Annotated in this window: 23 protein-coding genes and 3 tRNA genes; 7 read left to right on the top strand and 19 right to left on the bottom strand. The window is 61.9% G+C overall.

Annotated features, from left to right (window positions below):
- Positions 1-50: 50 nt before the first annotated feature.
- The 11 genes from deoA to AC4PR2_RS05930 form a co-directional block, all read right to left on the bottom strand.
- Positions 51-1,373 carry a thymidine phosphorylase gene (gene deoA / locus AC4PR2_RS05980; protein ID WP_019454991.1) on the bottom strand — a complete coding sequence of 441 codons (1,323 nt, stop codon included), beginning with the start codon at positions 1,371-1,373 and terminating at the stop codon, positions 51-53.
- 66 nt (positions 1,374-1,439) lie between these two features.
- The gene (gene deoC, locus AC4PR2_RS05975; RefSeq protein ID WP_004933072.1) at positions 1,440-2,219 is read right to left on the bottom strand and encodes a deoxyribose-phosphate aldolase; all 780 of its coding nucleotides are present in this window, start codon (positions 2,217-2,219) and stop codon (positions 1,440-1,442) included.
- Between the two features lie 370 nt (positions 2,220-2,589).
- Positions 2,590-3,867: a NupC/NupG family nucleoside CNT transporter gene (locus tag AC4PR2_RS05970; protein WP_055312699.1), complete on the bottom strand. Its 1,278-nt coding sequence runs from the start codon at positions 3,865-3,867 to the stop codon at positions 2,590-2,592.
- A 184-nt stretch (positions 3,868-4,051) separates the two neighbouring features.
- Positions 4,052-4,834 carry a TatD family hydrolase gene (locus tag AC4PR2_RS05965; RefSeq protein ID WP_060422321.1) on the bottom strand — a complete coding sequence of 261 codons (783 nt, stop codon included), beginning with the start codon at positions 4,832-4,834 and terminating at the stop codon, positions 4,052-4,054.
- Positions 4,831-5,949 carry a patatin-like phospholipase family protein gene (locus AC4PR2_RS05960; RefSeq protein ID WP_197802336.1) on the bottom strand — a complete coding sequence of 373 codons (1,119 nt, stop codon included), beginning with the start codon at positions 5,947-5,949 and terminating at the stop codon, positions 4,831-4,833. The genes AC4PR2_RS05965 and AC4PR2_RS05960 overlap by 4 nt, the downstream gene beginning before the upstream one ends.
- Before the next feature lie 10 nt (positions 5,950-5,959).
- Positions 5,960-6,145 carry a CsbD family protein gene (locus tag AC4PR2_RS05955; protein WP_060422311.1) on the bottom strand — a complete coding sequence of 62 codons (186 nt, stop codon included), beginning with the start codon at positions 6,143-6,145 and terminating at the stop codon, positions 5,960-5,962.
- 68 nt (positions 6,146-6,213) lie between these two features.
- A complete protein-coding gene (locus AC4PR2_RS05950) occupies positions 6,214-6,375 on the bottom strand; it encodes a DUF1328 domain-containing protein (RefSeq protein WP_004857650.1) in 162 nt (53 codons plus the stop codon).
- Between the two features lie 161 nt (positions 6,376-6,536).
- Entirely contained in the window at positions 6,537-7,151 is a 615-nt protein-coding gene (osmY, locus tag AC4PR2_RS05945) for a molecular chaperone OsmY (protein ID WP_087762942.1), read from the bottom strand.
- Positions 7,152-7,668: 517 nt separating this feature from the next.
- The gene (gene prfC / locus AC4PR2_RS05940; RefSeq protein WP_038878480.1) at positions 7,669-9,258 is read right to left on the bottom strand and encodes a peptide chain release factor 3; all 1,590 of its coding nucleotides are present in this window, start codon (positions 9,256-9,258) and stop codon (positions 7,669-7,671) included.
- A 151-nt stretch (positions 9,259-9,409) separates the two neighbouring features.
- Positions 9,410-9,853 carry a ribosomal protein S18-alanine N-acetyltransferase gene (gene rimI / locus AC4PR2_RS05935; protein WP_060422302.1) on the bottom strand — a complete coding sequence of 148 codons (444 nt, stop codon included), beginning with the start codon at positions 9,851-9,853 and terminating at the stop codon, positions 9,410-9,412.
- The gene (locus AC4PR2_RS05930) at positions 9,798-10,235 is read right to left on the bottom strand and encodes a DNA polymerase III subunit psi (RefSeq protein ID WP_102985475.1); all 438 of its coding nucleotides are present in this window, start codon (positions 10,233-10,235) and stop codon (positions 9,798-9,800) included. The genes rimI and AC4PR2_RS05930 overlap by 56 nt, the downstream gene beginning before the upstream one ends.
- A gap of 146 nt (positions 10,236-10,381) precedes the next feature.
- On the opposite strand from AC4PR2_RS05930, the gene rsmC reads away from it, so the two are divergent.
- Positions 10,382-11,422, top strand: coding sequence for a 16S rRNA (guanine(1207)-N(2))-methyltransferase RsmC (rsmC, locus tag AC4PR2_RS05925; protein WP_197756707.1), 1,041 nt, complete (start codon positions 10,382-10,384; stop codon positions 11,420-11,422).
- 50 nt (positions 11,423-11,472) lie between these two features.
- Here the strand turns inward: rsmC and AC4PR2_RS05920 are convergent, their stop codons facing one another.
- Positions 11,473-12,465 carry an aldo/keto reductase gene (locus AC4PR2_RS05920; protein WP_049272812.1) on the bottom strand — a complete coding sequence of 331 codons (993 nt, stop codon included), beginning with the start codon at positions 12,463-12,465 and terminating at the stop codon, positions 11,473-11,475.
- Positions 12,466-12,583: 118 nt separating this feature from the next.
- Between AC4PR2_RS05920 and AC4PR2_RS05915 the strand changes: the two genes are divergently transcribed.
- From AC4PR2_RS05915 to AC4PR2_RS05900, 4 genes are all read left to right on the top strand, one after another.
- Positions 12,584-13,528, top strand: coding sequence for a LysR family transcriptional regulator (locus tag AC4PR2_RS05915; protein ID WP_337046793.1), 945 nt, complete (start codon positions 12,584-12,586; stop codon positions 13,526-13,528).
- A 72-nt stretch (positions 13,529-13,600) separates the two neighbouring features.
- A tRNA-Leu gene (locus AC4PR2_RS05910) sits at positions 13,601-13,687 on the top strand.
- 36 nt (positions 13,688-13,723) lie between these two features.
- A tRNA-Leu gene (locus AC4PR2_RS05905) sits at positions 13,724-13,810 on the top strand.
- 42 nt (positions 13,811-13,852) lie between these two features.
- A tRNA-Leu gene (locus tag AC4PR2_RS05900) sits at positions 13,853-13,939 on the top strand.
- 88 nt (positions 13,940-14,027) lie between these two features.
- Here the strand turns inward: AC4PR2_RS05900 and AC4PR2_RS05895 are convergent.
- The gene (locus tag AC4PR2_RS05895; RefSeq protein WP_048233751.1) at positions 14,028-14,312 is read right to left on the bottom strand and encodes a DUF1435 domain-containing protein; all 285 of its coding nucleotides are present in this window, start codon (positions 14,310-14,312) and stop codon (positions 14,028-14,030) included.
- Positions 14,313-14,572: 260 nt separating this feature from the next.
- On the opposite strand from AC4PR2_RS05895, the gene AC4PR2_RS05890 reads away from it, so the two are divergent.
- On the top strand, positions 14,573-15,658 hold the full coding sequence (locus tag AC4PR2_RS05890) for a GGDEF domain-containing protein (protein WP_060440803.1): 1,086 nt from the start codon (positions 14,573-14,575) through the stop codon (positions 15,656-15,658).
- A gap of 8 nt (positions 15,659-15,666) precedes the next feature.
- On the opposite strand, the gene AC4PR2_RS05885 is transcribed toward AC4PR2_RS05890, so the two are convergent.
- Positions 15,667-16,578 carry a LysR family transcriptional regulator gene (locus AC4PR2_RS05885; protein WP_159319007.1) on the bottom strand — a complete coding sequence of 304 codons (912 nt, stop codon included), beginning with the start codon at positions 16,576-16,578 and terminating at the stop codon, positions 15,667-15,669.
- Between the two features lie 108 nt (positions 16,579-16,686).
- Here AC4PR2_RS05885 and AC4PR2_RS05880 point away from each other — a divergent pair, with 108 nt between their 5' ends.
- Complete coding sequence (locus AC4PR2_RS05880; RefSeq protein WP_443014448.1) at positions 16,687-17,889, top strand: MFS transporter; 1,203 nt, start codon at positions 16,687-16,689, stop codon at positions 17,887-17,889.
- A 1-nt stretch (position 17,890) separates the two neighbouring features.
- On the opposite strand, the gene fucP is transcribed toward AC4PR2_RS05880, so the two are convergent.
- From fucP to AC4PR2_RS05855, 5 genes are read right to left on the bottom strand one after another with little or no spacing between them, the layout of a single operon-like run.
- Positions 17,891-19,120: an L-fucose:H+ symporter permease gene (gene fucP / locus AC4PR2_RS05875; protein WP_197756705.1), complete on the bottom strand. Its 1,230-nt coding sequence runs from the start codon at positions 19,118-19,120 to the stop codon at positions 17,891-17,893.
- Between the two features lie 40 nt (positions 19,121-19,160).
- Positions 19,161-19,520, bottom strand: coding sequence for an L-rhamnose mutarotase (locus AC4PR2_RS05870; protein WP_015376547.1), 360 nt, complete (start codon positions 19,518-19,520; stop codon positions 19,161-19,163).
- Positions 19,517-20,293, bottom strand: a complete 777-nt coding sequence (locus AC4PR2_RS05865; RefSeq protein ID WP_033636997.1) for an L-fucose dehydrogenase — start codon at positions 20,291-20,293, stop codon at positions 19,517-19,519. The genes AC4PR2_RS05870 and AC4PR2_RS05865 overlap by 4 nt, the downstream gene beginning before the upstream one ends.
- Positions 20,271-21,134 (bottom strand): amidohydrolase family protein, encoded by an 864-nt coding sequence (locus tag AC4PR2_RS05860; protein WP_197786079.1) that lies wholly within the window; start codon positions 21,132-21,134, stop codon positions 20,271-20,273. The genes AC4PR2_RS05865 and AC4PR2_RS05860 overlap by 23 nt, the downstream gene beginning before the upstream one ends.
- Before the next feature lie 14 nt (positions 21,135-21,148).
- Positions 21,149-22,426 (bottom strand): L-fuconate dehydratase, encoded by a 1,278-nt coding sequence (locus AC4PR2_RS05855; RefSeq protein ID WP_197757226.1) that lies wholly within the window; start codon positions 22,424-22,426, stop codon positions 21,149-21,151.
- Positions 22,427-22,432: the final 6 nt, after the last annotated feature.

Below are 22,432 nucleotides of genomic sequence, written 5' to 3'. Positions count from 1 at the left end.
TCACGCTTTGGACGGCCGCGAAAAAGCCGCGGCCGTTCCTGATTCTTGGGTTATTCCGTGATGCGCTTATACACCACCGGCGTCGCTTCCGGCGCCTTGTCGCTCAGCGTCATTGCGCTGCGCACCGCATCGGCCGCCTGCTGCCAGCTCTCTTCATCGTTGGCGTGGATCATCGCCAACGGCTGCTGGGCATCCACTTTATCGCCCAGGCGCGCCACCTCGGTCAGCCCAACGCTGTAGTCGATGGCGTCGCTCGCCCGGCGACGGCCGCCACCCAGCGAAACCACCGCCATGCCCAGCGCGCGGGTATCCATGGCGCTGATGATACCCGGCTTTTCAGCATACACCGGCTTGCTCAGCGTTGCCGCCGGCAGATAGCTATCGTAGCGTTCGACGAAGTCTATCGGCCCCTGCTGCGCCGCCACCATGCGGCCAAACACCTCCGCCGCCTTGCCGTTGTCCAGCACCGCCTGCAGTTTGGCGCGCGCGTCGGCCTCGTCTTGCGCCAGGCCGCCGGACAGCAGCATTTCCACGCACAGCGCCAGCGTCACTTCCAGCAGGCGCGGGTTGCGGTATTCGCCGGTCAGGAAGCGCACCGCTTCGCGCACTTCCACCGCGTTGCCGGCGCTGGAGGCCAGCACCTGGTTCATGTCGGTCAGCAGCGCGGTGGTCTTGCAACCCGCGCCGTTGGCCACGCCGACGATCGCCTGCGCCAAATCTTGCGACAGGGCATAGGTCGGCATAAAGGCGCCGGAGCCGACCTTCACGTCCATCACCAGCGCATCCAGCCCTTCCGCCAGCTTCTTGGCCAGAATGGAGGCGGTGATCAGCGGGATCGAATCCACGGTAGCGGTAATGTCGCGGGTGGCGTAGAAACGTTTGTCCGCCGGCGCCAGCGAGCTGGTCTGGCCGATGATCGCCACGCCGACGTCCTGAATGATTTTGCGGAAGGCGTTATCGTCCGGGAAAATATTGAAGCCCGGAATGGCTTCCAGCTTGTCCAGCGTGCCGCCGGTATGCCCCAGGCCGCGGCCGGAGATCATCGGCACATAGCCGCCGCAGGCCGCCACCATCGGGCCAAGCATCAGCGAGGTCACGTCGCCCACGCCGCCGGTCGAATGCTTGTCGACAATCGGGCCGTTCAGCGCCAGACTCTTCCAATCCAGCACGGTGCCGGAATCGCGCATCGCCATGGTGAGCGCCACGCGCTCCGGCATGCTCATGTCATGGAAATAAATGGTCATCGCCAGCGCGGCGATCTGCCCTTCCGACACCACGTTGTCGCGAATGCCGTTGATGAAAAAGCGGATTTCCGCTTCGCTTAACGGCTGGCCGTCGCGTTTTTTACGAATAATTTCTTGAGCCAGGAACAAGGCATCCCCCTGTGTCGCCGAGAGTCGGTGCAGACGGGCGCGCCTGGCGCCCGCCAACGAAATCGATCAGTAGCCGCCGCCGGCGGTCTGGGTCTGGTGGCCCAGCGCGGTCAGCAAGCTGGCCAGCAGGCTGGAAGCGCCAAAGCGGAAATGCCGCGCATCGGCCCAGCCTTCGCCCAGAATACGATCGGCAAGTTGCAGATAATGCAGCGCATCCTCTGCGGTGCGCACGCCGCCGGCCGGCTTGAAGCCCACCGTCTTCGCCACGCCCAGATCGCGGATCACCGACATCATCAGCTCGGCGCTTTCCAGCGTGGCGTTGACCGGCACCTTGCCGGTGGAGGTCTTGATAAAGTCCGCCCCGGCCTTGATGGCGATTTCGGACGCCTTGCGGATCAGGTCGGCCTGCTTCAGCTCACCGGTTTCGATGATCACTTTCAGCAGCACGTTGGCCGCCTGACAAGCCTGCTTGCACTGTTTCACCAGCTCGAAGCCGACCTGTTCGTTGCCGGCGATCAGCGCGCGGTAAGGGAACACCACGTCCACTTCATCCGCGCCATAGGCGATGGCCGCGCGGGTTTCCGCCAGCGCGATGTCGATATCGTCGTTGCCATGCGGGAAGTTGGTCACGGTGGCGATACGGATATCCGGCGTGCCTTGCTCACGCAGCGCCTTACGCGCTACCGGGATAAAACGCGGGTAGATGCAGATGGCCGCCGTGTGGCCGGCCGGGCTGTTGGCCTGACGACAGAGGGCGATCACTTTCTCGTCGGTGTCATCATCATTCAGCGTGGTTAAATCCATCAGGTTCAGCGCACGTTGCGCTGCTGCGGTTAATTCGGTCATAAAACTCTCCAACTGAGTACCTGGGTGTTGGCGAGCGGACTTGGTTCCATGAAGATAGCGCAGGGGAACGGCGTTCCCGCGGCGGCAACTGAGATCCTTCTCACCGCACATGGCCACCCGCCTTGCGGCCGGCCAGTAATAGCTATTTGAACACGAATGCCAAGGGCGATTCGCGTTCATCGTCACACTATATGAAATAGCACTGTAACAGACCGGAATTATATGTGAAGAGCATCACAAAATAACGCGATATCGTTCACAAATTCGCTAAAGAAGCGGCTGAAGATTGCGGGTGCGGCAAGCACCCGCGTTGCTTAGAGTATAGGCGGAGTCCCGCGATCGGTCGCGCCGTCGCGGGCTCCGGGATGGCTTACAGCGCCAGGAAGAAACCGGCGATGGTGGCGCTCATCAGGTTGGACAGCGTGCCCGCCGCCACGGCCTTCAGACCGAAGCGTGCGATGTCATGGCGACGGTTGGGCGCCATGCTCCCCAAACCGCCCAGCAGGATCGCCACCGAAGAGAGGTTGGCGAAACCGCACAGCGCAAAGGAGATGATCGCCTTGGTGTGCGTCGACAGCACCTGCAGGCCTTCCGCCGCCACCACGTCGTCCGGGCGCAGATAGGCGCCGAAGTTCATGTAGGCGACGAACTCGTTGACGATGATCTTCTGGCCGATAAACGAACCGGCGGTCATCGCTTCGCTCCACGGCACGCCGATCAGGAAGGCGATCGGTGAGAACACCCAACCGAGGATCAGTTCAAGCGACAGCTGCGGATAATCGAACCAGCCGCCGATACCGCCGAGAATGCCGTTAAGCAAGGCGATCAGCGCGATAAACGCCAACAGCATCGCACCGACGTTCAGCGCCAGCTGCATGCCGGAGGCTGCGCCGGAAGCCGCCGCGTCGATCACGTTGGCCGGACGATCTTCTTCGGCGATCAGCTTCATCGCATCGTCTTTATCGTGGGTCTGCTCGGTTTCCGGCACCATCAGCTTGGCGAACAGCAGCCCGCCCGGCGCGGCCATGAAGGACGCGGCAATCAGGTATTCCAGCGGCACGCCCATCTGCGCGTACCCTGCCAGCACCGAACCGGCTACCGAGGCCAGGCCGCCGCACATCACGGCGAACAGCTCTGACTGGCTCATGGTGGCGATATACGGGCGCACCACCAGCGGCGCTTCGGTCTGGCCAACGAAAATGTTGGCGGTCGCCGACAGCGATTCGGTGCGCGAGGTGCCCAGCAGCTTGTGCAGGCCGCCGCCCAGCACGCGGATCACCAACTGCATGATGCCGAGGTAGTACAGCACCGCAATCAGCGAGGAGAAGAACACGATCACCGGCAGAACACGCAGCGCGAACACGAAGCCGCCGCCGCCGAACACCTCGAACATCTTGTCGGACACCAGCCCGCCGAAGATGAACGAAATGCCCTGATTGCCGTAGGCGATAACGTTTGCCACGCCGTTAGACATACTGCCGAGGATGCTGCGGCCCAGCGGCACGTACAGCACCAGCGCGCCGATGCCGATCTGGATGATGAACGCCCACACGACGGTGCGCAGTTTAATGGCCCGGCGGTTGCTGGAGAGCAGCACCGCAATGGCGATCAGCACCGCCATACCGACCAGACTCATGATGAGTTGCATGCAAAGTTTCCCTGTTGCAAAAAATAAAGTACATCCCTGCTCATGAAGAGAGGTCTGCTATTGGAGTGTTTCGGGGGGGATTATACTGAGCGAGGTCACCCTCGCACCGATTTATGTCACAAATGTATACAACGAGACGCAAATGAAAATCTTATAACGTGACGCAAGTCACGTTATAAACCCATCAATCCGGCATGGCGAACAGTGCCTGAGTATTGCGTTGCAGGTGGGCGGCAATCTCGTCGGCCGGTTCCGGCCGCAGCTCGCACAGCGTTTGAAACACCTCGGCGGCGCGTTCGGGGCGATTCGGCTGCCCCTGATAGCCGGCCAGCGGCATGTCCGGCGCATCGGTCTCCAGCAACAGCGCCTCGAGCGGCAACTGCGCCATCACGCCGCGCGTTTTTTGCGCCCGCTCATAGGTGATGGTGCCGCCCACGCCGATGTAATAGCCGAGGCGGATAAAGGCCTGCGCCTGCGACAGGCTGCCGGCGAAGCCGTGCACCACGCCGCGACGCGGCAACTGCATGCGCCGCAGCGCCGCGGCCAGCTGATCGTGGGTGCGGCGCGAATGGAGGATCACCGGCAGGTCATGCTGTTTCGCCAGCCTCAGCTGGGCCAGCAGCACGCTTTGCTGGCGCTCGAACTGCGGGTTGTCCATATACAGATCGAGCCCGATCTCCCCCACTGCCACCAGCTTGCGCGGCCGTTCGGCCAGCAGCGTCGCCAGCTGCTCCAACTGCGGCTCATGATGCTGCGCGATATACAGCGGGTGCAGCCCCAGCGCGGCGAACAGCGGCGCGTGATCTTGCGCCAGCCGCAGCACCCGGGCAAAGCGATCGGCGGTGACCGTCGGGACGATGATGCGCTGCACGCCGGCGCTTGCCGCCCGCGTCAGGCTCTCGGCCTCATGCCCGGTAAAGGGCGGAAAATCGAAATGGCAGTGAGTATCGGTAAAGGCGTAACTCACAGCGCCCCCCCTTCACCCGGCGGCAAATCACCCGGCAGAATGATCTTCGGCGCCGCTACCGCGGCCTCCGGCTGCGCGCCCAGCTCGGACGGCATGACGATATCGGTCACGATCGGCGAAGGCATTCTGACGTTCTCCGGCTGGATCAGGCGGCGCGACAGCGCTTTTTTCACCTTCATGCCGTCCGGCTCCGGCTGCGCCATCCACTGGCCGACGGTGGCCAGGAAGTAACGGCCGCAGCGGCGCCCCAGGTGATAATCCTGATTGAGCGCCCCCAGTCGGCTGCCCAGCGCATTGCTGGCCAGCGGCTTCGGCGGAAAGATTTCGAAGATGCGCAGCTTGCCCGGCGGCTTCTCGATAAAGCGCTGGATGCGGTGATAGCTTTGCTCATGATGCTGCAGGATACGCACCATCTGCTGCAGGCTGCTGTCGCTCAGCCAGTGCTCCATGCGCTTCATCCACTGCGGGGTGTAGTACATCTGCGAGGGCACGGTGCGGATCACCACGATGGTGTCGGCGCCGCGACGATAGGCCTCTTCCACCGGGATCGCATCGCTGATGCCGCCGTCCTGATAGCTGACGCCGTCCAGCTCCACGCCCTGGCGATAAAAACCGGGAATGGCGCTGGAGGCCTTAATGGCCGGCAGCCAGCGTTCGCGCTGCGCCGGCAGGTAGGTCGGCTCAAAGTCATCGCTGCGGCAGGCGCACAGCAGGAACTCGCGCCCGTCGGTAAAGTGCTGTTCCGCCACGTCCATCGCCAACGGCATCTGCGCCGCCGCCGTATCGACCAGCCAATCGAGATCGATGAGATGCCCGCCGCGCACGAAGCGCAGCGGATTGAAGAACTGGGCAGAAGTGGTGTAACGGGTGATCACTCGACGTGCGTAACCCACCTGCCCGCAGATATAGGCGGAGAGATTCTGGGCACCGGCCGACGTGCCGATCAGCAGATCGAAAGGGTTAAAGCCCGCACGCTGAAACTCGTCCAGCACGCCGGCGGTGAAAATGCCGCGCTGGCCGCCGCCTTCGCAGACCAGCGCCATCTTGCCTGGCCGAAAGGGTTTAGACGCCAGCGGTTCTATATTGCCGAGCGTGATGGGTATTCTGTATCCCAACTTGGCATCCTCAGTGAGACGTTTTCTCCGAGGATACCGCGTCTCGCTCTCTTCCGTAATCCTCTTGCAGTACGCCGGCGAGGAAATCGTTGCTGCCGGCCAGCCAGGCATAATCGCTGCCTGACCATTCTGCCCACGCCTGCCATACCTGGCCTTTCAGCTGTTTCCAGCGCCCGACGATGATGTCGCTGTTCATGGCCGGCCCTCCCCGACGTGAGAAAAGGAGTTAAGCTTTGTTACAGTTTACGGGAAAATGCCCGCCGGCTAAGGGCGACGGCGGCCGGTGAACAGGCTGACCAGGAACAGGATGATGCCGACAACGAACACGATTTTAGCCGCCCAGGCAGCGGTGCCCGCTAACGAACCGAACCCCAGCGCCGCAGCGATAAGCGCGATGACTAAAAAGATAATGCCCCAACGAAACATAAGCTTCTCCTTACCATTGTGAAAAAATTCGCTGCCATCTACCACCCCGACAACGGGACGTCGACGGCAAATCAGTTTCTTTTTTTGGTGTTACATGCCGGGCCGCCTTCACGGCCCGACAGATGCGGCTTGTTGTTGCTTGTTACGGGCGCCTGGCGGAATTACTGCTTGACCACCAGGTCGTTTTTCACGCTTTTCACGCCGTCGATGGCCTTGGCGATGCTTTCCGCACGCTCAGACTGCGCCTGCGTTTTCACCTCACCGGACAGCTGCACCACGCCATCGGTGGTTTCCACTTTCACATTGCGCGACGGCACGATGTCATCGGCCAGCAGCTTGGCTTTCAGTTCGCTGGTAGTGGCGGTGTCGCCGGCATACGATTTGATCGACTGGTTGGCTTCATCTTTCACGTGCAGCTTGTCGCTGACGGTCTTGACGCCTTCCACCTTACCGGCGACCGCGACCGCATGCTCCGCCTGCGCCTGGCTGCCGACGAACCCACTCAGGATCACGGTGCCTTTTTCGGTTTTCACCGAAATGTCAGAACTTTTGATGGTCTTATCTTCCACCAACGCACTTTTAACTTTAGCCGTTATCGCGCTGTCATCCATGTAACCGTCAACTTTTTTCATGGAGCTATCGATTTTGGCACCGGCACTATCCGCGGCGTTAGACGCCTTGTTAAGCAGACTGTCTTCGGCCAGCGCACTGCCGCTTACCAAAGCAGAACCCAATACGACAGCCATCAGCGAGTGTGCAAATTTGGTCTTTTTCATCGATCTCTTCCTTTTGTTGGGGGCTCTCGACGCCAAAGCGCCGGAACCCTGCGGCCACCTTCACGCGGCCTTCTCGGTAAATACTTCATCATCGCTATACGATTAAGCGTTCACGACAGGAGTGTTGCAACGGCCGTGCCAACTCAAAAAATACCTTAATTATCAAAGATAAAAATCTTTCAGTCGGATTTTTAATCAAAAAACTGTCGTCTATTGACGACAGGCTAAGTTACACAAAACTGAAATATGGCTATCTCATTGATATTTAAAGACACTGACTGTCTCCTATCGGCAACACATCAGAATAACTCACCAAACAAATAGCGTATTACAGTGATTTACTCTCAAGCAATGTGCGGACATCTCGTTAAAGATAGACCATCAGACGGAAAACGCAGGCCGTACGAACATCGCCTGGCGATAGCGGTTCGCAGGATAAAATATGAGGAAGATTTATTAATTAGCGCAGTGAGGATAGGAGAAGCGTGCAGGGCGCACTGGGCGCCCTGCCGAGCGATCAGTGTTCGCGGGTTTTGCGGAAGGTCACGTCAGGATAGCGTTCCTGCGTCAGGTTGAGGTTCACCATGGTCGGCGCGATGTAGGACAGGTTGTCCCCGCCGTCCAGCGCCAGGTTGATCTCGTTCTTGCGCTTGAACTCTTCGAACTTCTTCACGTCGTCGCACTCGACCCAGCGCGCGGTCGACACGTTGACCGATTCGTACAGCGCTTCCACGTTGTACTCGCTCTTCAAACGCGCCACCACCACGTCGAACTGCAGCACACCGACCGCGCCGACGATCAGATCGTTGTTGGCGATCGGACGGAACACCTGTACCGCGCCCTCTTCGGACAACTGCACCAGCCCCTTCAGCAGCTGTTTCTGCTTCAGCGGATCGCGCAGGCGAATGCGGCGGAACAGCTCCGGCGCGAAGTTCGGAATACCGGTGAACTTCATGTCTTCACCCTGGGTGAAGGTATCGCCGATCTGAATGGTGCCGTGGTTGTGCAGGCCGATGATGTCGCCCGGGTAGGCTTCTTCCACGTGCGAACGGTCGCCGGCCATAAAGGTCAGCGCGTCGGAGATCACTACGTCTTTGCCGGTGCGCACCTGGCGCAGCTTCATGCCCTTCTCGTAGCGGCCGGACACCACGCGCATGAAGGCCACGCGGTCGCGGTGTTTCGGATCCATGTTGGCCTGGATCTTGAAGACGAAGCCGGTGAATTTCTCCTCCGCCGCCGTCACTTCGCGGGTGTCGGTTTTGCGCGGCATCGGCGCCGGCGCCCAGGCCACCAGGCCGTCCAGCATGTGATCCACGCCGAAGTTACCGAGTGCGGTACCGAAGAACACCGGGGTCAGCTCGCCGCTCAGGAAGGCCTCCTGATCGAACTCGTGGGAAGCGCCCTGCACCAGCTCCAGCTCATCGCGCAGCTGCGCCGCCAGATCTTCGCCCACCGCCGCATCCAGCTCCGGGTTGTCCAGGCCTTTGACGATGCGCACTTCCTGGATAGTGTGGCCTTTACCGGTCTGATACAGGTAGGTTTCATCCTTGTACAGGTGGTAAACGCCCTTGAACAGCTTGCCGCAGCCGATCGGCCAGGTGATAGGCGAGCAGGCGATCTTCAGTTCGCGCTCGACTTCATCCATCACTTCCATCGGATCGCGGATGTCGCGGTCCAGTTTGTTCATGAAGGTCAGGATCGGCGTGTCGCGCAGACGGGTGACTTCCATCAGCTTACGGGTACGATCCTCAACGCCCTTGGCGGCGTCGATCACCATCAGACAGCAGTCGACGGCAGTCAGGGTACGGTAAGTATCTTCGGAGAAGTCTTCGTGCCCCGGGGTATCCAGCAGGTTAACCAGGCTGTCGCGGTACGGGAACTGCATCACGGAGGTGGTGATCGAGATCCCACGCTGCTTTTCCATTTCCATCCAGTCGGATTTGGCGTGCTGGCTGGAGCCACGGCCTTTTACCGTACCGGCGGTCTGGATCGCCTGTCCGAACAGCAGCACTTTTTCGGTAATGGTGGTTTTACCGGCATCGGGGTGCGAGATGATGGCGAAAGTTCTTCTTTTGGAGACTTCGCGGGCAAATTCACTAGGAGACATGGTTTTCAGGTTCTACGGTTAGTCCGCCCTGCGACATCATCAGAACGCGCCGATCGCGGCGCCGGGCAAAGCGGTGAATAAAAGATAACAGCCGGGCATTTTCGCCGATTTGCCAACCGGTGACAATCAATGCTTTTACCGGCCGGGCGGATTACGCCAGCGGCAGCGCCATCACGATCGCGTCTTCGCGGCCGTGGGCGCTCGGGTAATAATTGCGGCGCACGGTGACCTCGTTGAAACCGAGATCTTCATACAGTGCGATCGCCGCCTGGTTGGAGGCGCGCACCTCCAGCCACAGCGTCACCACGCCACGGCTCTCCAGCTGTTCGATCACCGCGTTGAGCAGCAGGCGGCCAAAGCCCCGGCGCTGCCACCGCGGATGAATGGCGATGTTGAACAGCGTGGCTTCGTCCAGCACGATCTGCGTGATGGCGAATCCCGCCATTTCCCCATCGGCGTTCAGCTTCAGGTTAAGGTAGCGATCGCCCTGATTGCTGGCGAAGGTGGTTTCCGTCCAGGGGAAAGCGTGGCTGGCTTGCTCAATGGTGAAGGCCGTGGCCAGGTCGGCCGCCGTCAGGGTAGAAATCGTGTTCATGATGACAAATCTGCTGCCAGAGGGCGCGTTTGGCCCCCGCGTCTTGGGAAAGCTCGGCCAGCGCCGGGCTGTATAGCTGCGCACCGGCGACCGCAAGCGGTTCCGCCACGCCCAGCCGCCAACTGTTGCATGCGGTATCTTCAGGCAGCATCGCCGCCTGTTCCGGCGTCAGGCTGTAGGTTTGCGCCGGCGTCAGCCCCAGGCTGAGCAGCACGTCGCAAAACAGCGGATCGTCGGACGCGGGCAGCGTCTGCGCCACCACCAGCAGGCGCGCCTCGGGCGGCAGACTGACCGCCACTTCGCCCTGCAACACGCTCGGGCGGCGCAATGTCCACTGCGTAATACCCAGTTGTTGTAACAGCCAGTCGCGTTTTGATGCCATGCCGATTCCTACCCGTTGTGGTGCGCCATGCCTGCCATGCGCCGCGCTATGCTAACAAACCCGCGCAGCCCGCGCCAACAAACCCGTCGAACATATCGCCACAAAGCTCTATAATCCCCGGTCTCATTTCCAGGAGCCAATATCTGATGTCTGCATTAACCCCCGCCAGTGAAGTCATGCTGCGCCACAGTGATGAATTTATCGAACGCCGCGTGCTGTTTGCCGGCGACCTGCAGGACAGCCTGCCGGCCCAATTCGAGGCCGCGGACGTGCGCGTCCACACTCAGCAATACCATCACTGGCAGTTACTGAACCGGACGATGGGCGATAACGTGCAGTTCGGTTTGACCGTCGATCCCGCTTTCGTCGCCAACTGCGATACGCTGGTTTACTACTGGCCGAAGAGCAAGCAGGAAGCGCAATTCCAGCTGTGCAACATCCTGGCGCTGCTGCCGGTGGGCGTAGACGTGTTCGTGGTCGGTGAAAACCGCAGCGGCGTGCGCAGCGCCGAGCCAACGCTGGAAGGCCACGTTGCGCTGGTGAAAATCGACAGCGCGCGCCGCTGCGGCCTGTATCACGGCCGTCTGGACGCGCAGACCGAATTCGACCTGAACGACTGGTGGGACAGCTATCAGCTGCACGATCTGGAAGTGAAAACGCTGCCGGGCGTGTTCAGCCGCGACGGCCTGGACGTCGGCAGCTCGCTGCTGCTGTCGACGCTGGAAAAACACATGAAAGGCAAGGTGCTGGACATCGGCTGCGGCGCCGGCGTGATGGCCTCGGTGATGGCCAAGCTGTCGCCGAAGGTGAAACTGACCCTCAGCGACGTCAACGCCGCCGCGGTGGAATCCAGCCGCGCGACGCTGGCCGCCAACGGCATCGAAGGCGAAGTGATCGTCAGCAACGTTTACTCCGACATCACCGGCCGTTTCGACATGATCATCTCCAACCCGCCGTTCCACGACGGGCTGCAGACCAGCCTGACCGCCGCTGAAACCCTGATCCGCGGCGCGGTGAAACACCTGCCGATCGGCGGCCAACTGCGCATCGTCGCCAACGCCTTCCTGCCGTACCCGGACATTCTGGACGCCACCTTCGGCAGCCACGAAGTGCTGGCGCAGAACGGCCGCTTCAAGGTGTATCAGGCCACCGTCGGCCGCCCACCGCGCGCGCCGAAGAAGAAATAATTCGCCGTTGGCGGAAAACGACAGAGCGCGGCCTGAGGCCGCGCTTTTTTTTAGCCGTTGATATAGGCCATCGACTCGGCGCCGTAGCGATCGCCGGCCGCTGCACTCAGCGGAAACACCGCTTCGATCGCCGCCAGTTCGGCCGCGCTCAGCGTTATCTCCGCCGCCGCGACGTTCTCTTCCAGATAGCGACGGCGTTTGGTGCCGGGGATCGGCACGATGTGCTCGCCCTGCGCCAACACCCAGGCCAGCGCCAGCTGTGAAGGCTTGACGCCCTTCTGCGCCGCCAGCTCACCCACCTTCTCCACCAGCGCCAGGTTGCGGGCGAAGTTTTCGCCCTGGAAGCGCGGATTGCCGCGGCGGAAATCGTCCTCGGCCAGATCCTCCGGCCGCCGGATAGCGCCGGTAAGGAAACCGCGCCCTAACGGGCTGTAAGGCACAAAGCCGATCCCCAGTCGCTCACAGGCGGCCAGCACGCCCTGTTCAGCATCGCGCGTCCACAGCGAATACTCGGTCTGCAACGCCGTGATCGGATGCACCTTGTGCGCCCGCTCCAGCGTGGCGACCGACGCCTCGCTCAGGCCGATATGGCGGATCTTGCCTTCGCGGATCAGATCCGCCATCGTGCCGACGACGTCTTCGATCGGCACCTGCGGATCGACCCGATGCTGATAATAAAGATCGATCTCCTCTACGCCCAAGCGCCGCAGGCTGCCTTCCACCGAGCGCCGGATATACTCGGGCCGGCTGCTGACGCCGCGCGCCGAAGGATCCGCCGGATCGCGCAGGATGCCGAACTTGGTAGCCAGGAACACCTGTTGCCGTTTGCCCTTGATCGCTTCCCCCACCAACTCTTCGTTGGTGTGCGGACCATACATGTCGGCGGTGTCGAGCAGCGTGACGCCCAGCTCCAGCGCCCGGTGCAGCGTGGCGATGGCCTCCTGCCGATCGGCGCCGGTAGAGTAGAAGTCGCTCATGCCCATGCATCCCAGCCCCAGGGCGGAGACGACGGGACCGTGGGAACCCAGTTTACGTTGTTGCATTGTGCAGCCCTCATGCGATGAACGGATAACGCAGCAAAGTCTGGTTGTTTACGCTACAAAGATAAATAATGCAGATCGCACATCACTGTTCAAAAATCACCAACAATCCGGAGTGGACATGGATCAGGTTCAAGCCATGCGCATTTTTACCCGCATCGTCGAACTGGGCAGCTTCAGTCGGGCGGCCGAGCGCCTGCAGCTGCCGCGCGCCACGGTCAGCAACGCGCTGAAACGGCTGGAGCAGCGGCTGGGCGTGCGCCTGCTGATCCGCACCACCCGCCAGGTACAGGTGACCAGCGAAGGCAGCCTTTACTATCAACGCTGCGTACAGCTGCTGGGGGCGCTTGAGGAAGCGGACACGCTGTTCAGCCACCATAAGCTGCAGCCGTCCGGCAAAGTGCGCATCGATATGCCCCATTCGCTGGCGCGCCAGATCGTCATTCCGGCGCTGGGCGACTTTTACCGGCGCTATCCCGACATCACGCTGGCGCTGGGTGCCAACGACACCCACGTCGATCTGTTGCGCGAAGGCGTAGACTGCGTGCTGCGCGCCTGGGAAACCGAAGACGACAGCCTGGTGGCGCGGCGCATCGCCCAGCTGCCGCAGATCACCTGCGCTTCCCCCGCTTACCTGCAGGCCAGCGGCACGCCGCTCGACATCGATAGCCTGGCGCCGCACCGCGCGGTAGGGTATTTTTCCCTGGCCAGCAACCGCGATTATCCGCTGGAATTCTGCCGTGGCGGCAAGGTGGAACTGCGCGAACTCCCTGCCCGGCTGAGCGTCAGCGGCGCCGACGCTTACATCGCCGGCGCGCGTGCCGGCATGGGGTTGATTCAGGCGGCGTGCTATTCACTTGCTCCCTGGCTGGAACGGGGCGAACTGGTGGAAGTGTTGGCGGACACGCCGCCTCCGCCGATGCCGATTTACATCATGTATCCGCCCGGCCGTTTCCTGGCGCCACGGGTCAGGGTGTTGATTGATTGGCTGATTTGGCTGTTTGACCAGCAGAAAAGCGGCGATATGGCTGTTTTTCCAGCAAACGCCCGCAAAGCGGGGAAATAACTGTTGACGTGCCCGCCAAAATCTCTAGAATTCGCCTCCGTGGTAACGTTACTCCGGTAATGTTTCTGGTACGCGAAGGTGGCGGAATTGGTAGACGCGCTAGCTTCAGGTGTTAGTGTCCTTACGGACGTGAGGGTTCAAGTCCCTCTCTTCGCACCAAATAACCACATGATTTATATTGCACTCAGCATCGATGCGAAGGTGGCGGAATTGGTAGACGCGCTAGCTTCAGGTGTTAGTGTTCTTACGGACGTGAGGGTTCAAGTCCCTCTCTTCGCACCAAGCTGGCGACGTAATATAAATCAAAGCAACAACATCGACTGTGCGAAGGTGGCGGAATTGGTAGACGCGCTAGCTTCAGGTGTTAGTGTCCTTACGGACGTGAGGGTTCAAGTCCCTCTCTTCGCACCAATTGATGATCTCTCCGGTAGTTCCTTCGAAAAAATCCCAACGCATTGATGATAAACACGCCTAAGCGTGGTTTTGCCGTTTCCGGCGTTTACGCGAAGCTGAAGTTGAGGCTGATTGCCGCCAGGCCGCCCGCCAGCGCCATGCAGGAAGGCAGCAGCAGATAGTGACGCAGCCGGCTGTTGAACAGCATCACCAGCGTCGCCAGCATCGCTATCACAATCAGGGTGCGCAGCTGCATCATATTCAGATCGATCAAGGCCAGCAGCGGCATCAGCGCGCACGGCAGCAAAACGCCCCAGGCGCTGGCCAGGCGATCGCCGAGGCACCAGCTGACGCCCCACAGTCCACACGCGGCAATCATGGCGGTGAGCATGATAACCCCCTTTAAGTGATAATGATAACCAATATCATATAACACTTTTTTGGCCGCCGCATCATTTTCACTGCGGTGACCAAACCCAGATGACACCAGCATGAAAAAATGATAATTTGACATAAGAAAATTCCTAGTCCTGTTTGCATGATAATAATCACAATCATCAACCATGCAACTTCCGTGGATATTTCGCGCCGAGGGAATGCTTCTCAACCTTAATTATTCGACAGAACGACTTTGCAAAGAGTGACCTCCGTATGAACGCCCGTTCTTATCAGGAATTACTGAACAGCAAGCAGCGCCTGGCATTATTTCTTTTTCTGGTGATGAATGCCGCCTCTTCCGTATTTACGTTATTGTTCCCTTTTAGGGATACGCCCTCATTTACCCTACCTTTATTATGTATACCGCTATTTTGTCTGGCGGCGGCGCTATTCTCCCTGCAAACGCCGCGGAAATACCTGTGCAAACTCAACCTGTTCGCCAGCGTGCTCGGCCTGCTGTGGGCCGCCCATATTTACGTTAAAAGTCAATATTGCCTACCGAATAACCAAGATTTTTTATTAATTAGTTTGTTCAGCATCTTTTTTATCAGCGCTATTTCTCTGACGGATAACTTTACCGCCTTTTGTTTACACGCCGTGCCTTCCGCAATGGTGATCCTGGCTTTAGACGGTATGCATAATACCCTGCGGATATTATTCACCACGCTATTACCTATTATCGCTTTCTCCATCCACCACCTGATGTTGAAACGCAGTGAAATCTTTACCCACGCGCTGGTGGCCAACCTGTATAACGAACGGGACAAATTCAATAATTTAAGCATGCTCGATCCCCTGACCGGTCTTTATAACCGCCGCGGGCTGGAGAATAAGATCAACATGCTGCTGGAACCGCAAACCGGCCGCCACTACGTGCTGCTGCTGGATATCGACCACTTCAAGGTCTACAACGACAGCTACGGCCACGCGATGGGCGACCGGGCGCTGGTGCAGGTGGCGATCGCCATCCGCGATGCGGTACGTTCACGCGACATCGTGGTGCGCTACGGCGGGGAAGAGTTTTTGGTGCTGCTGACCAACGTGCACGAAGGCTACGCGGCGCAGCTGGCCGAACGGGTGCGCCAACGGGTGGCGGAACTGAACATCCCACACGGCGCCAGCCCGCAGCACAGCGGCACGCTGACGCTCAGCGCCGGCATCTCCGCGCTGGAAAAGCTGGACGTCGAGTCGGCGATCGGCGCGGCCGACGCCGCGCTCTATCTGGCGAAGCACAGCGGCCGCAACAATATCCAGCTGGCACAAAACGTCCAGCCCGCCCTGCTGCAGCCGCAGGAGTAACAGGTTCGCTAATCGACTTCCCAAATCGCCCTGCCCTGCCAGCGCCGTTCGATCGCCGCCAGAAACAGTTTCACCTTGGGGGAGAGATGGCGTCGGCTGGGATAGACGGCGCAGATCGGCGGCCCCGGGCGACAATAGCGCTCCAGCACCGGCACCAGCGTGCCGGCCGCAATCTGCTCGCCGACCAGAAACGCCCCCACCTGGCACAGGCCGGCTCCGGCGACGGCCGTATCCCGCAAGGCTTCGACGTTGTTGAAACGCATCCGGCCACGCACCGGCTGTTCGTGCAGTTGGCCGTTGACCAAATAGCGCCAGGGCGCCGGCAGCCCCTGATGGCTGAAGACCAGCGTCTCGTGATCGCCCAACGCCTCCGGTTTTGCAGGCGTACCGTGCCGCGCCAGATAATCCGGCGCCGCGCAGGTGATCAGGCGATGCGGCGCGAGCACCCGCCGCACCAGCCGGCTATCGTCGCTGCCGCCGACGCGGACAGCCACGTCGATGCCGTCGCGCACCAGATCGCTGTACTCATCGGAGAAGCTGACGTCGGCGTCCACCTCCGGCCACTGCGCCAAAAACTCCCGCAGAATCGGCAGGATATGCAATCGCCCCAACGAGACCGGCAGATCCAGCCGCAGCCGCCCGCGCGGCGTTTGCCGCCGCGTATTCAGCGCCGTTTCCGCCTCTTCAGCCTGCGACAGGATGCGCTGCGCATACTCGTAAAACACCGCGCCGTCTTCGGTCAGGCTGACGCTGCGCGTGGTGCGCTGCAGCAGCCGGGTGGCCAATCGCTCTTCCAACCGGTTCACGCATTTGCCCGCCGCCGATCGGGAAATGCCCAGCCTCTCGGCCGCCAGCGTGAAGCTGCAGGCGTCGGCGACGCGAATGAACACCAGCAGATCGGTCAGGTTATCCAACGGCATAGACGGTAAATTGGCCACGATTTGTCCCCAATGTTGCGCATTCAGGCCAGTTTATCAGCCATTTTGGCGCGGATACACTGAGGATCTTCATTTGTTGGGAGAGTCATTATGAGTGCCTTACACGCCGGCGGCGGCGCAAAACCCTGGCTGGCAACTTTCGCTATCGCCCTGTCCACCTTTACCGTCGTCACGGCAGAAATGCTGCCCGTCGGGCTGCTGACTCCGATCGTCAGCACCTTGAACGCATCGATAGGCCGCGCCGGGCTGCTGATTTCCCTGCCCGCCCTGTTTGCCGCGCTGTTCGCCCCGCTGGTGGTGCTGGGTGCCCGGCGCACGGATCGCCGCAGCCTGCTGATCGCCTTTCTGCTGCTGCTGATCGCCGCCAACCTGCTGGCCGCCGCCGCCACCTCCATGGCGCTGCTGTTTGCTGCGCGCATCCTGCTGGGCTTTTGCATCGGCGGCATCTGGGCCATCGCGGGTGGGTTGGCGGAACGCCTGGTGCCGCCGACTTCCGTCGGATTGGCGCTGTCCGTCATCTTCGGCGGCGTAGCGGCGGCCTCGGTGTTCGGCGTGCCGCTCGGCGTATTCCTCGGCGAAGCGCTGGGCTGGCGCATGGCGTTTCTGGCCGTCGCCGTCCTGGCGGCGCTGACCCTGCTCCTGCTGCTGTGCGTGCTGCCGCCGCTACCGGTCACGCAGGCGATAAGCTGGCGGTCGTTCACCGCGCAGCGCGCGAATCGTCGGCTGATGACCGGGCTGCTGCTGACGTTTCTGCTGGTCGCCGGCCACTTTATGGCTTACACCTTTGTCCGCCCGCTGCTGCAGACGGTCGCCGGCATCGAGGGCCGTTGGGTGGGGCCGCTGCTGTTCGCCTACGGCGCTGCCGGTATCATCGGGAATTTCATCGCCGGGCAGGCCGCCGCCAAACGGCTGCGCCGCACCCTGGCGCTGATCGCCCTCGGGCTGGCGCTCGCCGTCCTGCTGCTGCCGCTGCTGGGCCACGCGCCGCTGAGCGGCAGCGCCTTCCTCCTGCTGTGGGGCATCGCCTACGGCGGCGTTTCCGTTTCGCTAATGGCGTGGATGCTCAAGGCGGCCCCCGACGCGGTCGAGGTCGCCTCTTCGCTGTATATCGCGCTGTTTAATCTGGCGATTTCCTGCGGTTCACTGGCGGGCGGGCTGGTGGTGGATGCCGGAGGCTTGACGCTAAACGGCGTGCTGTCCGGCATCGTGCTGCTGCTGGCGTTGGCGATCCTGATGCGAACCCGCCCACAGGTGCTGACAACGGCGGCGAAGGCCGATTCGCCGCCGGGTTGAATCAGGCTCGGCGCTGCCGCAGGCCGTAAACCAGCACCACCGCGAAGCACAACAGCGGCAGCAGATAAGAGAGTGCGGTGCTGTAACGGTCAGCCAGCGCCCCCATAAAGTACGGCATGATGGCGCCGCCGACGATCGCCATGATCATAAAGGAGCTAGCGCGCTTGGTGTGTTTACCCAGGTTTTTCACCCCCAGGGCGAAAATGGTCGGGAACATGATCGACATAAAGAAGAATACCGCGATCAGCGCCACCACCGACACGCCGTCAACGCTCAGCATCACCACGCCGCACAGCGCGATGTTGATCAGCGCATAGGCCGCCAACAGCGTCGCCGGCTTGACTCGCCCCATCAACCAGGTACTGAAGAAGCGCCCGACCATAAAGCAGATCATGGCGATCGACAGCAGGTAAGAGGCGCTCTGGTTAGACACTTCGCGCCAGTGTTCGGTGGCATAGTTGATGAAGAACGCCCCTACGCCCACCTGCGCCGCCACGTAAAAGAACTGCGTGATAACCCCGCCGACGAAATGCGGATGCTGCCACAATCCCTGCGCTATCACGCCGTGTACCGGTTTTTCCTCTTCGCGGATCGCCGGCAGCCGGGTGCGGCTGAACAACAGCGCGATCAGCAGCACCAGCACGGCGATCGCCACATAGGTCATCTTCACCGCGCTCTGATCGCCGCCGCTGGCGGACTGGCTGGCGGAGAAGAACAACGTGCCGCCGATCAACGGGCCGATAAATTGCCCGAGGCCGTTGAACGACTGGGCCAGGTTGAGCCGCCGTTCGGCGCCCTGCGCGTCGCCCAGCACCGTGGCATACGGGTTGGCGGCCGTTTCCAGGCAGCCCAAACCGCTGGCGATAACGAACAGCGCGAACAGGAACACGCCGAAGCTGTTGGCCGACGCCGCCGGCACGAACAGCAGCGCCCCCAGCGCATACAGACACAGCCCGACCAGAATGCCCGCCTTATAGCCCTTGCGGTCCATAAAGTATCCGGCGGGCAGCGCCACCAGGAAATAGGCGCCGAAATAGGCCGCCTGCAACAGCCCCGACTGCGCCTTGGTAACGTGCAACGTCTCCTGAAAATGTTTGTTTAATACGTCCAGCAGGCCATAGGACAGCCCCCACATGAAGAACAGGCTGGTGACCAGGATAAAGGCCCAGCGCAGATTGGCGGTCACGGCGACGCCCGGCTGCGCGGAGGCCGCACTTTTTTCAGCAAGCATGGTGATACCCTCGTATCGTCTGGCGATGATGATGTTGGCGTTATTGCTGTTGCAGAGAAAATATCCGCGCCATTTCCACCCATTTTTCGCCCTGCGGCGTCCAGGGGGTGGCGGCCTGGTAGTGCCACATCAGCGCTTCCCATCGCTGTACTTCGGGGTTGTTCAGGCTGGCGGCGTCAAAACGCGCGGCGTCGAAATCGGCGCTGACCTCCACGATCATGAACAGCCGGGTGCCCAACCGGTAAATCTCCATGTCCAGAATGCCGTGCTCGCGCAAATGCGCGGCGATGCCCGGCCAGATGCGCTGATGATGCTGCTGGTACTCCGCAATCAGCGCCGGTGAGTCAATCAGATCGAGCGCCTGGCAGAAACGGCGCCGCCCTGCCGCCGCGCCGCTCACGTCAGCGCCCGATCGAGATGCAGGTAGCCACCGTCCACCGACAGCCATTGCCCGGTGGTATGCGATGACCGCGACGACAACAGGAACGCCACGGTGTCGGCGATCTCTTGCGGCGTGGTCATGCGCTGCCCGAGCGGAATGCGCGCGGTGATTTTCGCCATCTGCCGCTGCGGCTCGGCGAAGGTGTTGAGCCAGCGCTGGTACTGTGGGGTGATCACCTCCGCCGGCACCACCGCGTTCACCCGCACGCCGTCATGGCGCAGCGACACCGCCCATTCGCGCGTCAGCGCCAGCACCGCGCCCTTGGCGGCGGTATAGCCGCTGGTGCCACCCTGGCCGCTGAGCGCGGTCTTGGAGGCGATGTTGACGATGGCGCCCCGGCTCTCCTGCAGCGCCGCCTGGCACAGGTGCGCCATCAGGTAGTAATGCACCAGGTTCTTTTCCAGCGAGCCGACGAACGCTTCGCGCCCCGCCTCCAGCCCGACGCCGTCGTTGACCCCGGCGTTATTCACCAGCCCGTCGATGCGGCCGAAGGCCGCCAGCGTCTGGCTGACCGCGCGGCGGCAGGCCGCCTCGTCGCACAGTTCGGTGAGGATCACCTCGGTGCGCGGCTGCAGCCGCTGCAAATCGGCCAGCAGCGCCGCCTCCGGCGCGGCGTTGGTGACCAGCACCGGGATCGCCCCTTCTTCGGCCAGCACATGAGCAATCGCCGCGCCGATGCCGGCACCGCCGCCGGTGACCAGCACCACCTTATCTTGCAGATACAGATCCATAACCAGACTCCGTTAAACCGTAAATTCGCCAGGCGGTGTCGCCCCAAATCGCCGCCTGCTCGGCGGCCCCCAGCGTCGACAGCGCCCGTTCGCACAGTTGCACCACCTGGCGGTAGTCGCCGGCCAGCAGGCACACCGGCCAGTCGGAACCGAACATCAGCCGCTGCGGGCCGAACGCCTCCAGCGCGGCGTCGAAGAACGGCAGCAGTTCTTCCGCCTGCCACCGGCCACCCGGCGCCTCGGTGATCAACCCCGACAGCTTGCAGGCCACGTGCGGCAGCGCCGCCAGCGGCCGGATTTGCTGCGCCCAGTGCCGCGCGCCGCGCGCGATGTCCGGCTTGCCGAGATGATCCAACACCAGCCAGTGTTCATCGTGGCGGGTGGCGAACGCCGCCGCTGCCGCCAGATGCCGGTGCGTCACCAGGATCTCGTACACATACCCGGCGCGCTGCAGCGTTTGCATGCCGCGTTCCACCTCCGGCCGCGCCAGCCAGGCCGCCGGATCCGCTTCGTCCTGCACCTGATGGCGCACCCCGCGCAGCGCGGTACGCGGCCGCAAAACCTCCAGACGCTGCGCCAGCTGCGGCGCGGCGATATCCAGCCAGCCCACCACGCCGCATACGCCCTCGCCCTGCTCAGCCAGCGCCAGCAGGGCCAGCGTCTCGTCCTCGCTGGGGCGCGCCTGCACCGCCAGCGCGCCGTCGAACCCCTGTTCCTGCAACAGTGGCCGCAGCCGGGGCGGATCGAAATCCTGCCGCAGCACGCTCATCCGCTCGTCGATCCACGAGTAGTGCCGAGGGTGATAGCGCCAGTAGTGCTGGTGAGCGTCAATACGCGGCATGCGATCCTCCCGCCTCACCCGCGGAACCGATACTGTTCGATCGACGACGGATGCATCTCGATCGAATAGCCGGGACGGCTCGGCGGCATGTAGGCCGCGCCTTTGATCACGCAGGGATCGACAAAGTGTTCATGCAAATGATCGACATACTCGATCACCCGGCCTTCGTGGGTGCCGGCAATGCACAGGTAGTCGATCATCGACAGGTGCTGCACGTACTCGCACAGCCCGACGCCGCCGGCGTGCGGGCAGACCGGCAGCTGGTATTTGGCCGCCATCAGCATCACCGCCAGCACTTCGTTGACGCCGCCAAGGCGGCAGGCGTCGATCTGCACCACGTCTACCGCGCCGCGCATGATGAACTGCTTGAACATGATGCGGTTCTGACACATCTCACCGGTGGCCACCTTGACCGGCGCCACCCCTTCGCGGATGCGGCGGTGCCCTTCCACGTCGTCCGGGCTGGTCGGCTCTTCGATAAACCAGGGTTTGGCGAACGCCAGATGCTTCACCCACGGAATGGCTTCGTCCACCTCCCACACCTGGTTGGCGTCGATCATCAGCCGGCGATCCGGGCCGATCACCTCGCGGGCGATGCGCACGCGGCGGATGTCGTCTTCCAGATCGCGCCCGACCTTCAGCTTCAGGTAGGAGAAACCGGCGTCGACCGCTTCCTGGCACAGGCGGCGCAGCTTGTCGTCCGGATACCCCAGCCAGCCGGCGGAGGTGGTGTAGCAGGGATAGCCTTCCTGCAGCAGCCGCGCCAGGCGCTGCTCTTTGCCCTCGGCCCGCTGCTTGAGCAACGCCAGCGCCTCCTGCGGCGTGATGCAGTCGGTGATGTAACGGAAGTCGATGCAGCGCACCAGCTCCTCCGGCGTCATCTCCGCCACCAGCCGCCACACCGGCTTGCCGACCGATTTGGCCCACAGATCCCACACTGCGTTGACCACCGCGCCGGTCGCCAGGTGGATAGCGCCTTTGTCCGGCCCGATCCAGCGCAGCTGGCTGTCGCTGGTGAAGCGCCGCCAGAAGGCGCCCATGTCGGCGGCGATATCCTCCAGCCGCTCGCCGACGATCTGATGCTCCAGCGCGCGGATCGCCGCGCAGCAGATCTCGTTGCCGCGGCCGATGGTGAACGTCAGCCCGTGGCCGCTGAGATCCGCGCGATCGGTCTCCAGGATCACGTAGGCGGCGGAATAGTCGGGATCCGGATTCATGGCGTCGGATCCGTCCAGCCCCAGCGACGTGGGGAAACGAATGTCTTCAACCCGCAGTGCGGTAATGGTGGTCATGGCGGC

The sequence above is a fragment of the Serratia sp. A07 genome (assembly GCF_058725505.1).
Note: the sequence above shows the minus strand (reverse complement) of the source record. Positions and strands in the feature narration are given on the sequence as shown.

What these genes read in the sequence shown, in the direction of transcription:
- rimI (WP_060422302.1), bottom strand. Translation starts at nt 9,853, where the DNA reads ATGAACACGATTTCTACCCTGACGGCGGCCGACCTGGCCACGGCCTTC.
- AC4PR2_RS05955 (WP_060422311.1), bottom strand. Translation starts at nt 6,145, where the DNA reads ATGAACAGCGACATCATCGTCGGGCGCTGGAAACAGCTGAAAGGCCAG.
- AC4PR2_RS05915 (WP_337046793.1), top strand. Translation starts at nt 12,584, where the DNA reads ATGGATCAGGTTCAAGCCATGCGCATTTTTACCCGCATCGTCGAACTG.
- AC4PR2_RS05895 (WP_048233751.1), bottom strand. Translation starts at nt 14,312, where the DNA reads ATGCTCACCGCCATGATTGCCGCGTGTGGACTGTGGGGCGTCAGCTGG.
- fucP (WP_197756705.1), bottom strand. Translation starts at nt 19,120, where the DNA reads ATGCTTGCTGAAAAAAGTGCGGCCTCCGCGCAGCCGGGCGTCGCCGTG.
- AC4PR2_RS05885 (WP_159319007.1), bottom strand. Translation starts at nt 16,578, where the DNA reads ATGCCGTTGGATAACCTGACCGATCTGCTGGTGTTCATTCGCGTCGCC.
- rsmC (WP_197756707.1), top strand. Translation starts at nt 10,382, where the DNA reads ATGTCTGCATTAACCCCCGCCAGTGAAGTCATGCTGCGCCACAGTGAT.
- AC4PR2_RS05950 (WP_004857650.1), bottom strand. Translation starts at nt 6,375, where the DNA reads ATGTTTCGTTGGGGCATTATCTTTTTAGTCATCGCGCTTATCGCTGCG.
- deoC (WP_004933072.1), bottom strand. Translation starts at nt 2,219, where the DNA reads ATGACCGAATTAACCGCAGCAGCGCAACGTGCGCTGAACCTGATGGAT.
- AC4PR2_RS05880 (WP_443014448.1), top strand. Translation starts at nt 16,687, where the DNA reads ATGAGTGCCTTACACGCCGGCGGCGGCGCAAAACCCTGGCTGGCAACT.
- AC4PR2_RS05970 (WP_055312699.1), bottom strand. Translation starts at nt 3,867, where the DNA reads ATGCAACTCATCATGAGTCTGGTCGGTATGGCGGTGCTGATCGCCATT.
- AC4PR2_RS05855 (WP_197757226.1), bottom strand. Translation starts at nt 22,426, where the DNA reads ATGACCACCATTACCGCACTGCGGGTTGAAGACATTCGTTTCCCCACG.
- osmY (WP_087762942.1), bottom strand. Translation starts at nt 7,151, where the DNA reads ATGAAAAAGACCAAATTTGCACACTCGCTGATGGCTGTCGTATTGGGT.
- AC4PR2_RS05890 (WP_060440803.1), top strand. Translation starts at nt 14,573, where the DNA reads ATGAACGCCCGTTCTTATCAGGAATTACTGAACAGCAAGCAGCGCCTG.
- prfC (WP_038878480.1), bottom strand. Translation starts at nt 9,258, where the DNA reads ATGTCTCCTAGTGAATTTGCCCGCGAAGTCTCCAAAAGAAGAACTTTC.
- AC4PR2_RS05860 (WP_197786079.1), bottom strand. Translation starts at nt 21,134, where the DNA reads ATGCCGCGTATTGACGCTCACCAGCACTACTGGCGCTATCACCCTCGG.
- AC4PR2_RS05920 (WP_049272812.1), bottom strand. Translation starts at nt 12,465, where the DNA reads ATGCAACAACGTAAACTGGGTTCCCACGGTCCCGTCGTCTCCGCCCTG.
- AC4PR2_RS05865 (WP_033636997.1), bottom strand. Translation starts at nt 20,293, where the DNA reads ATGGATCTGTATCTGCAAGATAAGGTGGTGCTGGTCACCGGCGGCGGT.
- AC4PR2_RS05930 (WP_102985475.1), bottom strand. Translation starts at nt 10,235, where the DNA reads ATGGCATCAAAACGCGACTGGCTGTTACAACAACTGGGTATTACGCAG.